The sequence below is a fragment of the Micromonospora sp. WMMD754 genome, from assembly GCF_049315235.1.
Classification (GTDB): Bacteria; Actinomycetota; Actinomycetes; order Mycobacteriales; family Micromonosporaceae; genus Micromonospora; species Micromonospora sediminicola.
Genome location: NZ_CP186058.1, coordinates 4,170,477 through 4,183,994, shown reverse-complemented (window position 1 = coordinate 4,183,994; position 13,518 = coordinate 4,170,477). Strand labels below are relative to the sequence as shown.

The following is a 13,518-nucleotide window of genomic DNA, read 5'->3' as shown; positions in this document are numbered from 1 at the left end:
AGGGCCGCCCCGCGGGCGAGCACCGTCGTGACGAGCCCTCCGACGAGCCGACGGCTGCGCGACGAACCAGGATCGGCCCCGGACGCCTGTTGTCGCTTCGTCGAGGACGGCCGACGGTGGGACCCTACCGGCGAGCGGGGCGTGACTGTCATGGTCAGCGGGCGGCGAGCAGGCGGGCCGACATCCAGTCCACGGTCGCCTGGAGGCCGGCGCGCAGGGGGTACTTGCGCGCGGTGGGGAAGAGCTCCCGGAGTCGCGAACAGTCGGCCTGCGAGTCGCGGACGTCACCGGGCCGGGGCGGCTGGAACTCGACCTCCAGCCGGCGGCCGAGAACCGTCTCGAGCTCGGCGATGAGCTGAAGCAGGGAGACGCGCTCGCCGAATGCCAGATTCACCACGTCGGGAGCGCTGACCCGGTTGAGGACGGCGCCGGTGATGATCGAGGTGACACTGTTGACGAAGGTGAAGTCACGGGTCTGGAGTCCGTCGCCGTGGACCTGCAACTCCCGGCCGTGCAGCGCCGCCGAGACGAAGCGTGGCACGACCGCGGCGTACGCGTGGTCGGATGCCTGGCGCGGTCCGTAGACGTTGAAGAACCTCAACGGCAACACCGAGAGCCCGTAACACGCGCCGTACGCGACGGCGTAGGACTCCGTCGCGAGCTTGGAGACCGCGTAGGGGCTCATCGGGACGGGACGCAGCGATTCGACACGGGGCAGAACCGGGTTGCTGCCGTACACCGACGAGGAGGAGGCAAGGACGATCTGCGGGACCCGGTGCCGCCGGACCGCCTCCAGCACGGTGAGGGTACCGGTGGCGTTGGCATGGTGGCTGCGCAGCGGGTCGTCGATCGACCTCGGCACCGACCCGAGCGCCGCCAGATGGACCACGGCCGCCGATCCGGGTACAGCCTCGTCCAACACGTCCGGATCGAGGATCGAGCCGATGTGCAACGACAACGGCAGATCCGGCACGTTGTCCATGGACCCGGTGGACAGGTCGTCCACCACCGCGATCTCGCTCACGCCCGGCGTCTCGGCCAACTGCCGTACCAGGTTGGAACCGATGAAGCCGGCTCCCCCGGTCACCACGACCTTCATGACTGACTCCTCGTCTCCTTGCGGTTTCCGGGCGGGGTCTGGCACTGGGGCGACAGGCTTGGGCCTTCCGGTAGCACGGCGAGCGAACCGTTGACGCCTCCGAAGCCGACGACCACGCGACACACGTTCACTTCTTCGGCAACGAGACCTCAGCCGTGCCGTCGACGTCTCGGTAGAGGGCCTTCACCGTGTCGTTCAGGTCGTACGACGGAGCCCAGCCGAGTTCCGACCCGGCGAGCGAGACGTCCGCGCAACTCCACGGCATCCTCACGGTCCGGGCCGACGGCCCACCGGCGCCGGCCTCCGTGAGTGTGCCGGAGAACCCGGCCACCGCAGCGAGCGCCCGCACGGCCTCCCGGACCTGCACGGCGTTCCCGCTCCCGATGTTCAGCACCGGCACGGTCAGCAACGGGCGCCGCACGGCGGCGCGGACCGCGAGCGCCACGTCGCGCACGTCGACCAGGTCGCGATACGCGCTGAGCGGATCGACCACGACGGTGTCCAGGCCCCGCATCAGCGCGGTCGCGATCAGCCGGGCGGCGCGACCCAGCAGGCTCGCCCCGGACAGACCGGGCCCCACGGCGTTGAAGACCCGCAGCACCACTCCGTCCAACCGGCCGGACCTGACCGCCAACTCCACCAGTCCGGTGGCGGTCAGGTGACTCAGGCCGTATCCGTCCACCGGATCGACCGGGTCGGTCTCCCGAACCGGATGTCCGGCCGGCGTCGGCCCGTACTCGGCGGCCGAGCCGATGCGCACCAGCCGGGCTCGGGGCGCCGCCAGCCCGATCGCCTCGATCAGCTTGGCCGTCACCAGGGTGTGCGCCTGGACCATCTCGTGGTCGGTGCCACCGACCCGTCCGGTGCAGTTGACCACGGCCGTGGGCCTGGCCGTCCGGATCAGGTCGGCCAGCTCCGGCAGGGTCACCTTGACAAGATCGCAGTCCGACCGGGGCGGGCGGATCAGCGTCGCCTCCGGGGCCAGGGTCCCGCTCACATGGCGGCCAAGAAAGCCCGAGGCACCGAAGATCAGGACTCTGCTCATGCCGGGGCGCCAATGGTCACGGCCCGCTGAGGCGGCCCGAGGCGGTCGCCGGTCGGCGCAGCGATCCCCGGCGCCGCCGGCGGCTCCGGCGGTGTGATGGCGCACGGCCGCGGGCGGGCAGCGACGCCACGCACCATGACCACCACGTGCATGGTGCCTCCTCTTACGGATCGGGCTGCGACGTAACGCCGGCCGTTTCCCGGCCGGTGCCATGGCTAACGGAAGAAAGCCGACTAAGTTGCGCAAAGCTTCGGATGCCCGGCCGTCCTCCCGGCCAGCACGGCCACCGGCGTCGTCCCGTCGGGTGCCTCCGCGGCCGGCACCGTGACCGCACTCCGGCAGCCGCCCCGGCCAGGGCGGCTCCTCAGCTTCCGGTATGCCCGACGGCCCGCCCGCCGCTGTGGTGAGCTGTACCGATGGCGGGCTATGTGTTCGGGCTGGTGCTGCACCCCACCCGGGACGTCTCCGAGGTGGTGGGGACGATCGCGCGCTGGGCGGCGCAGCACGGCAAGACCCTGGCCGTCCGCTGCGAGGACCGGGACCGCGTGCCGACCTCGGTGGAGGCGGTGCCCGCCTGCGACCTGGCCGACCACTGCGACGCGCTGATCAGCATCGGCGGCGACGGCACCATGCTGGGCGCGCTGCGGATGGCCGTCCGCGACCCGAAGCCGGTGCTCGGGGTGCACCTGGGACGGGTGGGCTTCCTGGTCGAGGTGGAGCCGCCGGACCTGCCCCGGGCGCTGGAACGGCTCGTCGCCCGTGACTTCACCGTCGAGTCGCACGCCTGTCTGGCCTGCGACGTCTGCGGCGACGACGTGGTGGCGTTCAACGACATCGCGCTGGTGCGGCAGCCCGGCGCCGGTTTCGTCACGGCCACCCTGGCGGTGGACGGCCAGCGGTACGGCTACTACCGGTGCGACGCGCTGGTGGTGAGCACGCCGACCGGCTCGACCGCGTACAGCTACGCCGCCGGCGGGCCGTTGATCTCGCCGGCGACGGAGGCGCTGGTGGTGACGCCGTCGGCCCCGATGGCGGGGATCTCCCGCTCGGTGCTGCTGTCGCCGCACGAGAGCGTGCACCTGGAGCTGCGCCCGGACTCGGCGCCGGTGGCGGTGGAGATGGACGGGCTGCTGATCCGCGAGGCGGCGACCGAGGGTTCGGTGCACGTCCGGTACGTCCCGGACGCCGGTCGGGTGGTCCGCCTCGACCCACGCCGCTACCAGGAGCGCAATCAGCTCAAACTGAGCCTGCTCGACCTGCCGCTGCTGCCCGACCAGCTGCGCGAACTGCTGCCGGACGGGTTACGGGAGCAGCTCAACCGCCGGGAGCTGCCCCCGCCCCGGTGACGTCTCAGGCGCCGAGCACGCCGTCGACCAGCGACTTGGCCTCCTCCTGGATCCGGGCCAGGTGCTCCGGGCCCTGGAACGACTCGGCGTAGATCTTGTAGACGTCCTCGGTGCCCGACGGTCGGGCGGCGAACCAGCCCGACTCGGTGGTCACCTTCAGGCCGCCGATCGCGGCGCCGTTGCCGGGCGCGGTGGTGAGGACGGCGGTGATCGGCTCGCCGGCCAGTTCGGTGGCGGTGACCTGCTCCGGCGAGAGCTTGGCCAGGACCGCCTTCTCCTCGCGGCCCGCCGGGGCGTCGATCCGGGCGTACGCGGGGGCCCCGAAGCGGTCGGCCAGGTCGGCCCAGTGCTCGCTCGGCGTCCGCCCGGTGGTGGCGATGATCTCGGCGGCGAGCAGGCAGAGCAGGATGCCGTCCTTGTCGGTGGTCCAGGTGCTGCCGTCGCGGCGCAGGAAGGACGCGCCGGCGCTCTCCTCGCCGCCGAAGCCGACCGCGCCGTCGAGCAGCCCGGGCACGAACCACTTGAAGCCGACCGGCACCTCCAGCAGCGGCCGGCCCAGGTCGGCCGCGACCCGGTCGATCATCGAGGAGGAGACCAGCGTCTTGCCCACCGCCGCGGCCGGGCCCCACTGCTCGCGGGTACGGAACAGGTGGCCGATCGCCACCGCCAGGTAGTGGTTGGGGTTCATCAGCCCGCCGTCCGGGGTGACGATGCCGTGCCGGTCGGCGTCGGCGTCGTTGCCGGTGGAGACCGCGAACCGGTCGCGGGCGGCGATGAGCGAGGCCATCGCGTTCGGCGACGAGCAGTCCATCCGGATCTTGCCGTCGCCGTCCAGCGTCATGAACCGCCAGGTGGGGTCCACGGTCGGGTTGATCACGGTGAGGTCGAGGCGGTGCCGCTCGGCGATCTCCCCCCAGTACGCGACGCTCGCCCCGCCCATCGGGTCGGCGCCGATGCGCACCCCCGCGTCCCGGATCGCGTCGATGTCCAGCGCGGCGGGCAGGTCGTCGACGTAGCGGGCGAGGAAGTCGTACTCCCCGGTGGTGTCGGCGGCGCGGGCCCGCGCGTACGGGATGCGCTTCACCTCCTTGAGCCCGGCGGCGAGGATGGCGTTCGCGCGGTCCTGGATCCACTTCGTGACGTCGGTGTCGGCGGGGCCGCCGTTGGTGGGGTTGTACTTGAAGCCGCCGTCGGACGGCGGGTTGTGCGACGGGGTGATGACGATGCCGTCGGCGAGCGCCGAGGTGCGGCCCCGGTTGTGGGTGAGGATGGCGTGCGACAGGGCCGGGGTGGGCGTGTAGCCGTCCCGGCTGTCGCGCAGCACGGTGACCTCGTTGGCGGCGAGCACCTCCAGCGCGTCGGCCTCGGCGGGCGCGGAGAGCGCGTGGGTGTCGCGGGCGAGGAACAGCGGGCCGGTCAGGCCCTGCTCTCGGCGGTAGTCGCAGAGCGCCTGGGTCACGGCGAGGATGTGGTCGGAGTTGAACGCGTTGCGCAGGCTGGACCCGCGGTGCCCGGACGTGCCGAAGGAGACCTGCTGCGCCGGGTCGCTCGGGTCGGGGTGCTCGGCGTAGTAGGCGGTGACCAGCCGGGGCACGTCGACCAGGTCGGCGGGCTCGGCGGGCTGGCCGGCACGGGGGTGGGGCACGACGGGATCCTCCTCGGGGACCGGTGGGACGGGTCAGGGCTCGACGCGCTGACCCTTGCCGATGACGACGATGCCGTTGTCGGACACGGTGTAGCGCTGGCGGTCCTTCTCCAGGTCGACGCCGATCTCGGCGCCTTCCGGAACGTAGACGTTCTTGTCCAGGATCGCGCGGCGGACGACCGCGTGCCGGCCGATCTCGACACCCTCCATCAGGACGGCGCCGTCCACGTGCGCCCAGGAGTGGACCTTCACCTTCGGCGACACGATCGAGTTCTCCACCAGCGAGCCGGAGATCACCGAGCCGGGCGAGACCATCGAGCTGACCGCCCGGCCGACCCGCTCGCCCCAGGCGTGCACGAACTTGGCCGGCGGGTACGGCGGCTGCTCGGTGTAGATCGGCCACTCGAAGTTGTAGAGGTTGAACACCGGGTGCACGTTGATCAGGTCCATGTGCGCGTCGTAGAACGAGTCGAGCGTCCCCACGTCGCGCCAGTAGCCGCGGTCCCGGTCGGTGCTGCCCGGCACCTCGTTGTCCTTGAAGTCGTAGACGTTGGCCTCGCCCCGCTCGACCAACATCGGGATGATGCTGCCGCCCATGTCGTGCTTGCTGGTCTTGTCCTCCGCGTCGCGTTCGACGGCCTCGCAGAGCGCCCGGGTGGAGAAGACGTAGTTGCCCATCGAGGCGTAGATCTGGTCCGGCGCGTCGGGCAGCCCGACCGCGTCGGTGGGCTTCTCGCGGAACGCCCGGATCCGCCGGCCGTCCTCGCCGACCTCGATCACGCCGAACTGGTCGGCCATCGACAGCGGCTGGCGGATGCCGGCCACGGTCACCCCGGCGCCGGAGGCGATGTGGTCCTCCACCATCTGCCGGGGGTCCATCCGGTAGATGTGGTCGGCGCCGAAGACGATCACGTGGTCGGGCTGCTCGTCGTTGATCAGGTTGAAGCTCTGGTAGATGGCGTCGGCCGAGCCGGCGAACCACCACGGGCCGCGCCGCTGCTGGGCGGGCACCGGGGTGACGTAGTTGCCGAGCAGCGTCGACATCCGCCAGGTCTTGGTGATGTGACGGTCCAGCGAGTGGGACTTGTACTGGGTCAGCACGACGATCTTGAGAAAGCCGGCGTTCGCCAGGTTGGAGAGGACGAAGTCGACCATGCGGTACATCCCGCCGAAGGGGACGGCCGGCTTCGCCCGGTCGGTGGTCAGGGGCATCAGGCGCTTGCCCTCCCCGCCGGCCAGGACGATCGCGAGCACCTTGGCAGCCATGCTCAGACGCTATCCACCCCGCCGCGACTTCACCACTCGGACGGCACACTTACGCACCGGGTGCGATCCGGCGCTCTGCACTAGGGTGCGGGCATGGCACCGATGCGCGTCGACCTGCTCACCCGCGAGTACCCGCCGGAGGTGTACGGCGGGGCCGGGGTGCACGTGGAATACCTGGCCCGCGAGCTGCGCCGACTCGCCGACGTGCGGGTGCACTGCTTCGGCGCGCCGCGGGACGAGGCGGGCGTCACCGCGTACGCCGAGCCGGCCGCGCTGGCCGGCGCGAACGCGGCGCTGCGCGTCATGGGTGTCGACCTGGAGATGGCCGCCGGGGCCGCCGGCACCGACGTGGTGCACAGCCACACCTGGTACGCCAACCTGGCCGGACACACCGCCAAGCTGCTGCACGGGGTGCCGCACGTGGTGACCGCGCACAGCCTGGAGCCGCTGCGCCCGTGGAAGGCCGAGCAGCTCGGCGGCGGGTACGCGCTGTCGTCCTGGTGCGAGCGGACCGCGTTCGAGGCCGCCGACGCGATCGTCGCGGTGAGTGAGGGGATGCGGCGCGACGTGCTCACCGCCTACCCGGCGGTGAACCCGGACCGGGTGCGGGTGGTCTACAACGGCATCGACACCGCGCAGTACGCCCCGGACCACGGCACGGACGTGCTCGACCGGCTCGGCATCGACCCGGGGCGGCCCAGCGTGGTCTACGTCGGGCGGATCACCCGGCAGAAAGGCCTGCCGTACCTGCTGCGGGCGGCCCGGGAGCTGCCCGCCGACACGCAGCTGGTGCTGCTGGCCGGCGCGCCGGACACGCCGGAGATCGGCGCCGAGGTCGAGGAGCTGGCCGCCGAGCTGCGGGCGACGCGCTCGGGGGTGGTCTGGGTGGCGGCCATGCTGCCCAAGCACGAGGTGATCCAGGTGCTCACCCACGCCACGATCTTCGTCTGCCCGTCCGTCTACGAGCCGATGGGCATCGTCAACCTGGAGGCGATGGCCTGCGAGACGGCAGTGGTGGCCACCGCCACCGGCGGCATCCCGGAGGTGGTCGCGGACGGCGAGACCGGGCTGCTGGTGCCGATCGAGCAGGCCGGCGACGGCTCCGGCACCCCGCTGGACCCGGAGCGCTTCGTGGCCGACCTGGCGGCGCGGATGAACGAGCTGCTGGCCGACCCGGACCGGATCGCGGCGTTCGGCGCGGCGGGGCGGCGGCGGGCGGTCGAGCACTTCTCCTGGGACGCGGTCGCCCGGCAGACCCTGGAGGTGTACCGCTCGGTGGGGGCGTAAGGAAGGGCCCCTTCTTAACGCCTGCGGTAGAGGAAGGGCCCCTTCTTAACAGCCCGCCAGCGGCACGCCGCAGACGTCGCCCGGTCGCGGCCCGCGGCGGATACAGTCGCCGGATGCCGGATGCGATCTTCGCCCATCCTCGGCTCGCGTCGGTCTACGACGCGTTCGACGGCGACCGGGACGACCTGGACGCGTACCTCGCGATCGCCGACGAGCTGGACGCCCGCGTGGTGCTCGACCTGGGGTGCGGCACCGGGAACCTGGCCCTCCTGCTCGCCCGGCACGGCCGTACCGTCGTGGGCGTCGACCCGGCCGAGGCGTCGCTGGACGTCGCGCGGGCGAAGGACGGCGCGGACCGGGTCCGCTGGATCCACGGCGACGCCACCACGCTGCCGCCGCTGCGCGCCGACCTGGCCACGATGACCGGGAACGTGGCGCAGGTCTTCCGCACCGACGACGACTGGGAGCGGACCCTGCGGGGCGTGCACGCCGCGCTGCGCCCCGGCGGTCACCTCGTGTTCGAGACCCGCCGCCCGGGGCGCCGCGCCTGGGAGGAGTGGGCGGACACCGCGCCCGTCACCCGGGACGTGCCGGGCGTCGGGCCGGTGGAACAGCGTCTCGAGGTCACCGCGGTCGACCTGCCGCTGGTGTCCTTCCGGTGCACGTACCGGTTTCTCACCGACGGCGTGACCCTCACGTCGGAATCCACGCTGCGGTTCCGCGACCGCGACGAGGTCGAGGCGAGCCTGGCCGCCGCAGGCTACCGGGTGCTCGACGTACGGGACGCGTCCGACCGCCCCGGCCGGGAGTTCGTCTTCGTCGCGCGCCGCGCGGAACAGCCGCGTGGACCAGCCGCGCGATGAGGTGCATCGCGGGTGCAGCCGAGCGCGAGAGGATCTCGCGCAGTAGGTTGAGCGGGTGACTGGACGGTTCCCGATCGAAGACGTCTCCCCCGTCGTCTCCTGCGGTCGCTACCCGGCCAAGGCGGTGGTCGGTGAGCTGGTGCCGGTGTCGGCCCGGGCCTACCGCGAGGGCCACGACGCGCTGGGCTGCAACGTGGTGTGGCGCGGCCCGGACGGCGCGGCCCGCCCGTTCACCCGGATGCGGCCCGGCGAGCCGGGCCAGGACCGGTGGCACGCCACCATCCGCCCGGACGCTGTGGGCGAGTGGCGGTTCACCGTGGAGGCGTTTCAGGATCCCTACCTGACCTGGCAGAACGCGGTCACCAAGAAGCTGGCCGCCGGCCAGGGCGCGGCCGAGCTGGCCAACGACCTGGCCGAGGGCGTACGCGTGCTCACCGCCGCGCTCGACCTGGTGCCGAAGGCCGACCGGGACCGCGTACGCGAAGCCGTGACGACGCTGCGTGACGAAGACCTGGAGCTGCCGCGGCGGGTGAGCCCGGCGCTCGACCTGGCCGACCTGCTCTGGGAGCACCCGGTCCGCGAGCTGGTCACCACCGGCGACGAGCGCACGCTCTGGGTGGACCGGCCGCGGGCGCTCTTCTCCGCCTGGTACGAGTTCTTCCCCCGCTCCGAGGGCGCGACCCCGGCCACCGTCGACGCGCCCGCCCGCTCCGGCACGTTCGCCACCGCCGTCGACCGCCTGCCCGGCGTCGCGGCGATGGGCTTCGACGTGCTCTACCTGCCGCCGATCCACCCGATCGGCCGGGTCAACCGCAAGGGCCGCAACAACGCGCTCACCGCCGGGCCGGACGACGTCGGCTCGCCGTGGGCGATCGGCGCGGCCGAGGGCGGCCACGACGCCATCCACCCCGACCTGGGTACGCCGGAGGACTTCCGCGACTTCGTCGCGGCCGCCGCCGAGCAGGGGCTGGAGGTGGCGATGGACCTGGCGTTGCAGTGCGCGCCGGACCACCCGTGGGTCACCGAGCACCCGGAGTGGTTCACCACCCGGGCCGACGGCAGCATCGCCTACGCGGAGAACCCGCCGAAGAAATACCAGGACATCTATCCGCTGAACTTCGACAACGACCCCGAGGGCATCCGGGCCGAGGTGCTGCGGGTGGTGCTGCACTGGATCGGCGAGGGCGTGAAGATCTTCCGGGTCGACAACCCGCACACCAAGCCGTTCGACTTCTGGCACTGGCTCATCGCCGAGGTCAAGAGCGTCGACCCGGACGTGCTGTTCCTCGCCGAGGCGTTCACCCGGCCGGCGATCATGCATGGGCTCGGCAAGATCGGCTTCACCCAGTCGTACACCTACTTCACCTGGCGCACGACGGCGGCCGAGATGCGCGAGTACTGCGAGGAGCTGGTCGCCTCCGCCGACTGGATGCGCCCGAACTTCTGGCCCAACACGCCGGACATCCTGCACTCGTCGTTGCAGCACGGCGGCCCGCCGATGTTCAAGATCCGGGCGGTGCTGGCCGCGCTGCTCTCCCCCTCCTGGGGCATGTACGCCGGGTTCGAGCTGTTCGAGCACGTCGCCCGCCCCGGCGCCGAGGAGTACCTGGACAACGAGAAGTACGAGCTGCGGCCCCGGGACTGGGACGGCGCGCTGGCGCAGGGGCGGTCGCTGGCGCCGTTCATCGGCACGCTCAACCGGGTCCGCCGGGACAACCCGGCCCTGCACCAGCTGCGCAACCTGCGCTTCCACGACATCGACAACCCGGCGCTGCTCTGCTGGTCCAAGCACGACCCGGAGACCGGCAACACGGTGATCGTGGTCTGCTCGTTCGACTCCCGCACCGTGCAGTGGGGCAACACCACGCTCGACATGCCGGCGCTCGGCTTCGACTGGCACGAGCGGTTCACCGTGCACGACGAGCTGACCGGCACCGGGTACGACTGGGGGCAGCGCAACGCGGTGCGCCTCGACCCGTACCTGCAACCGGCGCACGTGCTCACCGTGCGCCGCCCGGCGCCGCCGGCCGCCGCCGAGCCGGAGCACCCGGCCGCGCCGGACCTGACCGTCGAAGACGTACCCGCCGATCTCTCCGGCGGCACCGCACCGACCGCACCGGCCGACAAGGACGACGCCCGATGGACCAGCTGATCACCGGCGAGGTACACGACCCGCACGCCGTGCTCGGCGCGCACCCGGCCGACGGGAGCACCACGATCCGGACGCTGCGCCGAGGCGCGGGCGAGGTGACGGTGCTCGTCGACGGCGAGCGGCACCCGACGAAGCGGGTGCACGACGTCGGCGTCTTCGAGGCGGTGCTCCCCGGCGAGGTGCTCGACTACCGGGTCGAGGTGGACGGCACCACGCACGACGACCCGTACCGGTATCCGCCCACGCTCGGCGAGCTGGACCTGCACCTGATCGGCGAGGGGCGGCACGAGCGCCTCTGGTCGGCGCTCGGCGCCCGGGTCTTCGACGAGGGCGTGGCGTTCACCGTCTGGGCGCCCAACGCCCGCGGCGTGCGGCTCGTCGGCGACGTCACCGGCTGGGGCCCGGACGACGGCTGGCCGATGCGCTCGCTCGGCTCCAGCGGCGTGTGGGAGATCTTCGTGCCCGGCATGCCGGCCGGCAGCCGGTACAAGTACCGCGTGCTCGGCGCCGACGGCCGCTGGCGGGACAAGGCCGACCCGATGGCCGCCCGCACCGAGGTGCCGCCGGCCACCGCGTCGGTGGTGCACGAGTCACGGTACGAGTGGAACGACGCCGACTGGCTGGAGCGGCGGGCGAGGCGGCAGCCGCACCAGGAGCCGATGAGCGTGTACGAGGTGCACCTGGGCTCCTGGCGCCCCGGCCTGAACTACCGGGAGCTGGCCGAGCAGCTCACCGCGTACGTGCTCGAGACGGGCTTCACCCACGTGGAGTTCCTGCCGGTGATGGAACACCCGTTCGGCGGCTCGTGGGGCTACCAGGTCACCGGCTACTACGCGCCCACCGCCCGGTTCGGCGACCCGGACGACTTCCGCCACCTGGTCGACCGGCTGCACGCCGCCGGCATCGGGGTGATCCTCGACTGGGTGCCGGCGCACTTCCCCAAGGACGAGTGGGCCCTGGCCCGCTTCGACGGCACCCCGCTCTACGAGCACCCCGACCCGCGTCGCGGCGAACACCCCGACTGGGGCACGTACGTCTTCGACTTCGGTCGCAACGAGGTGCGCAACTTCCTGGTCGCCAACGCGCTCTACTGGCTCGACGAGTTCCACGTCGACGGGCTCCGGGTCGACGCGGTCGCCTCGATGCTCTACCTCGACTACTCCCGCGAGGAGGGGCAGTGGGCCCCGAACGTGCACGGCGGCCGGGAGAACCTGGAGGCCATCGCGTTCCTTCAGGAGGTCAACGCCACCGTCTACCGGCACCACCCCGGCGTACTGATGATCGCCGAGGAGTCCACCGCCTGGCCCGGCGTCACCAGGCCGACCTCCGACGGCGGGCTCGGGTTCGGGTTCAAGTGGAACATGGGCTGGATGCACGACACCCTGCTCTACACCTCGAAGGACCCGATCTACCGGCAGCACCACCACCACCAGCTCACGTTCTCCCTGGCGTACGCCTGGAGCGAGAACTACGTGCTGCCGATCAGCCACGACGAGGTGGTGCACGGCAAGGGGTCGTTGACCGGCAAGATGCCCGGTGACACCTGGCAGCGGCTGGCGAACGTGCGGGCGCTGCTGGCGTACATGTGGGCGCACCCCGGCAAGCAGCTGCTCTTCATGGGCTGCGAGCTCGCCGACGACCGCGAGTGGAGCGAGGAGCGCGGCCTCGACTGGTACCTGCTGCACGACCCGGCGCGCGCCGGGGTGCAGCGGCTGGTCGCGGACCTGAACCGCGCCTACCGGGCCACGCCGGCGCTGTGGGCGCAGGACACCGACCCGGCCGGCTTCCGCTGGATCGCCGGGGACGACGTGGCCAACAACGCGGTCTCGTTCATCCGGATCGCCCCGGACGGCCAGACCCTGGTCTGCGTGGCCAACTTCTCCGCGCTGCCGCTGGAGGACTACCGGATCGGCCTGCCCGCCGGCGGGACGTGGACCGAGGCGCTCAACACCGACGCGCACCACTACGGCGGGTCCGGGGTGGGCAACCTGGGCGCGGTGCACGCGGAGAACGTGCCGTGGCACGGTATGCCGGCCTCGGCCGCGCTGCGGGTCCCGCCGTTGGGCGTGCTCTGGCTACTTCCTGATCGCTGAGGACAGTTCGCGAGGGGAGGACCCCTCGGAGTCCTGCCGTAGACGCCATCGGCTGGGCCCCGTCAGGACTGCACTAGAAGCCTCTGGTGCGCTAGACGTGAAAAGGCAGAGCGAGGGCGGGCGTGTCCGATTAAAACAAATCCTTGAAGCACTGAGTCCCTCAAGGATGTTTAGCATCGTGCCACACCCGCCCAACAACCCACGATCAAGGTATTCGCCTAATGCAAGCGCAACAAGTCTTGCTGCATTACTTCCCCCCTTCCACGGGTTGGCACTATCCGGTCAAACAGCGATAGCTAACAGGCCGATCGCCGCACGAAGGTTTCGCGCTCCCCAATGTCAGGGTCATCAATCCAGTGCCACAGCAGCGGCCGACCTTCCCAACTTCGACCCAGATTCAAATCTAGGACCACCTCGGCCTCACGAATACTCAAACTCACCTGATCATGATCGATATCCTGATCCAAATCAAGCTGACCAGAGCCAGAAACCCGCTCAACAGAGCCGTCTCCCCCACTAAGGAATATTGCATCTTCAACCACGAACGAGTAACCCTGTTCGAACTTGATGGAGCCACCCCGGTCGGAGTGAAATGCACCGCACAATGAATCGGGGCCAACCGGAAAGACTGCACGAGCCACGGCAAACGAAAGGACTGCAACCAAGCCACAACAAATAGCTGCTGCCACTGCGATACGCAATCCCTTGCGGTTCATCGGACC

10 protein-coding genes are annotated in these 13,518 nt (G+C 71.3%); 5 read left to right on the top strand and 5 right to left on the bottom strand.

Annotated elements, in window-relative coordinates:
- Positions 1–154 precede the first annotated feature (154 nt).
- On the bottom strand, positions 155–1,099 hold the full coding sequence (locus ACN27B_RS20210) for an NAD-dependent epimerase/dehydratase family protein (RefSeq protein WP_422741268.1): 945 nt from the start codon (positions 1,097–1,099) through the stop codon (positions 155–157).
- Positions 1,100–1,226: 127 nt separating this feature from the next.
- Positions 1,227–2,144 (bottom strand): NAD-dependent epimerase/dehydratase family protein, encoded by a 918-nt coding sequence (locus ACN27B_RS20205; protein WP_422741267.1) that lies wholly within the window; start codon positions 2,142–2,144, stop codon positions 1,227–1,229.
- A 416-nt stretch (positions 2,145–2,560) separates the two neighbouring features.
- On the opposite strand from ACN27B_RS20205, the gene ACN27B_RS20200 reads away from it, so the two are divergent.
- Positions 2,561–3,490 carry an NAD(+)/NADH kinase gene (locus tag ACN27B_RS20200; RefSeq protein WP_422741266.1) on the top strand — a complete coding sequence of 310 codons (930 nt, stop codon included), beginning with the start codon at positions 2,561–2,563 and terminating at the stop codon, positions 3,488–3,490.
- Positions 3,491–3,494: 4 nt separating this feature from the next.
- On the opposite strand, the gene pgm is transcribed toward ACN27B_RS20200, so the two are convergent.
- Together pgm and glgC are read right to left on the bottom strand one after the other, a co-directional pair.
- Positions 3,495–5,135, bottom strand: coding sequence for a phosphoglucomutase (alpha-D-glucose-1,6-bisphosphate-dependent) (gene pgm / locus ACN27B_RS20195; RefSeq protein WP_099161679.1), 1,641 nt, complete (start codon positions 5,133–5,135; stop codon positions 3,495–3,497).
- Between the two features lie 33 nt (positions 5,136–5,168).
- Positions 5,169–6,401 (bottom strand): glucose-1-phosphate adenylyltransferase, encoded by a 1,233-nt coding sequence (gene glgC / locus ACN27B_RS20190; RefSeq protein ID WP_099161680.1) that lies wholly within the window; start codon positions 6,399–6,401, stop codon positions 5,169–5,171.
- Positions 6,402–6,494: 93 nt separating this feature from the next.
- On the opposite strand from glgC, the gene glgA reads away from it, so the two are divergent.
- From glgA to glgB, 4 genes are all read left to right on the top strand, one after another.
- Positions 6,495–7,688 carry a glycogen synthase gene (gene glgA / locus ACN27B_RS20185; protein WP_099161681.1) on the top strand — a complete coding sequence of 398 codons (1,194 nt, stop codon included), beginning with the start codon at positions 6,495–6,497 and terminating at the stop codon, positions 7,686–7,688.
- 113 nt (positions 7,689–7,801) lie between these two features.
- Entirely contained in the window at positions 7,802–8,551 is a 750-nt protein-coding gene (locus tag ACN27B_RS20180; protein WP_422741265.1) for a class I SAM-dependent methyltransferase, read from the top strand.
- A 55-nt stretch (positions 8,552–8,606) separates the two neighbouring features.
- Complete coding sequence (locus ACN27B_RS20175) at positions 8,607–10,703, top strand: maltotransferase domain-containing protein (protein WP_422741264.1); 2,097 nt, start codon at positions 8,607–8,609, stop codon at positions 10,701–10,703.
- The gene (gene glgB, locus ACN27B_RS20170; protein ID WP_422741263.1) at positions 10,691–12,796 is read left to right on the top strand and encodes a 1,4-alpha-glucan branching protein GlgB; all 2,106 of its coding nucleotides are present in this window, start codon (positions 10,691–10,693) and stop codon (positions 12,794–12,796) included. Before ACN27B_RS20175 ends, glgB begins: the two co-directional genes overlap by 13 nt.
- Before the next feature lie 296 nt (positions 12,797–13,092).
- Here the strand turns inward: glgB and ACN27B_RS20165 are convergent, their stop codons facing one another.
- Positions 13,093–13,512: a hypothetical protein gene (locus ACN27B_RS20165; RefSeq protein ID WP_422741262.1), complete on the bottom strand. Its 420-nt coding sequence runs from the start codon at positions 13,510–13,512 to the stop codon at positions 13,093–13,095.
- Positions 13,513–13,518: the final 6 nt, after the last annotated feature.

Excerpts from the sequence above, each read along its gene's own strand:
- glgC (WP_099161680.1), bottom strand. The coding sequence starts at position 6,401 with ATGGCTGCCAAGGTGCTCGCGATCGTCCTGGCCGGCGGGGAGGGCAAG.
- ACN27B_RS20200 (WP_422741266.1), top strand. The coding sequence starts at position 2,561 with ATGGCGGGCTATGTGTTCGGGCTGGTGCTGCACCCCACCCGGGACGTC.
- ACN27B_RS20180 (WP_422741265.1), top strand. The coding sequence starts at position 7,802 with ATGCCGGATGCGATCTTCGCCCATCCTCGGCTCGCGTCGGTCTACGAC.
- ACN27B_RS20210 (WP_422741268.1), bottom strand. The coding sequence starts at position 1,099 with ATGAAGGTCGTGGTGACCGGGGGAGCCGGCTTCATCGGTTCCAACCTG.
- ACN27B_RS20205 (WP_422741267.1), bottom strand. The coding sequence starts at position 2,144 with ATGAGCAGAGTCCTGATCTTCGGTGCCTCGGGCTTTCTTGGCCGCCAT.
- ACN27B_RS20165 (WP_422741262.1), bottom strand. The coding sequence starts at position 13,512 with ATGAACCGCAAGGGATTGCGTATCGCAGTGGCAGCAGCTATTTGTTGT.
- glgB (WP_422741263.1), top strand. The coding sequence starts at position 10,691 with ATGGACCAGCTGATCACCGGCGAGGTACACGACCCGCACGCCGTGCTC.
- glgA (WP_099161681.1), top strand. The coding sequence starts at position 6,495 with ATGGCACCGATGCGCGTCGACCTGCTCACCCGCGAGTACCCGCCGGAG.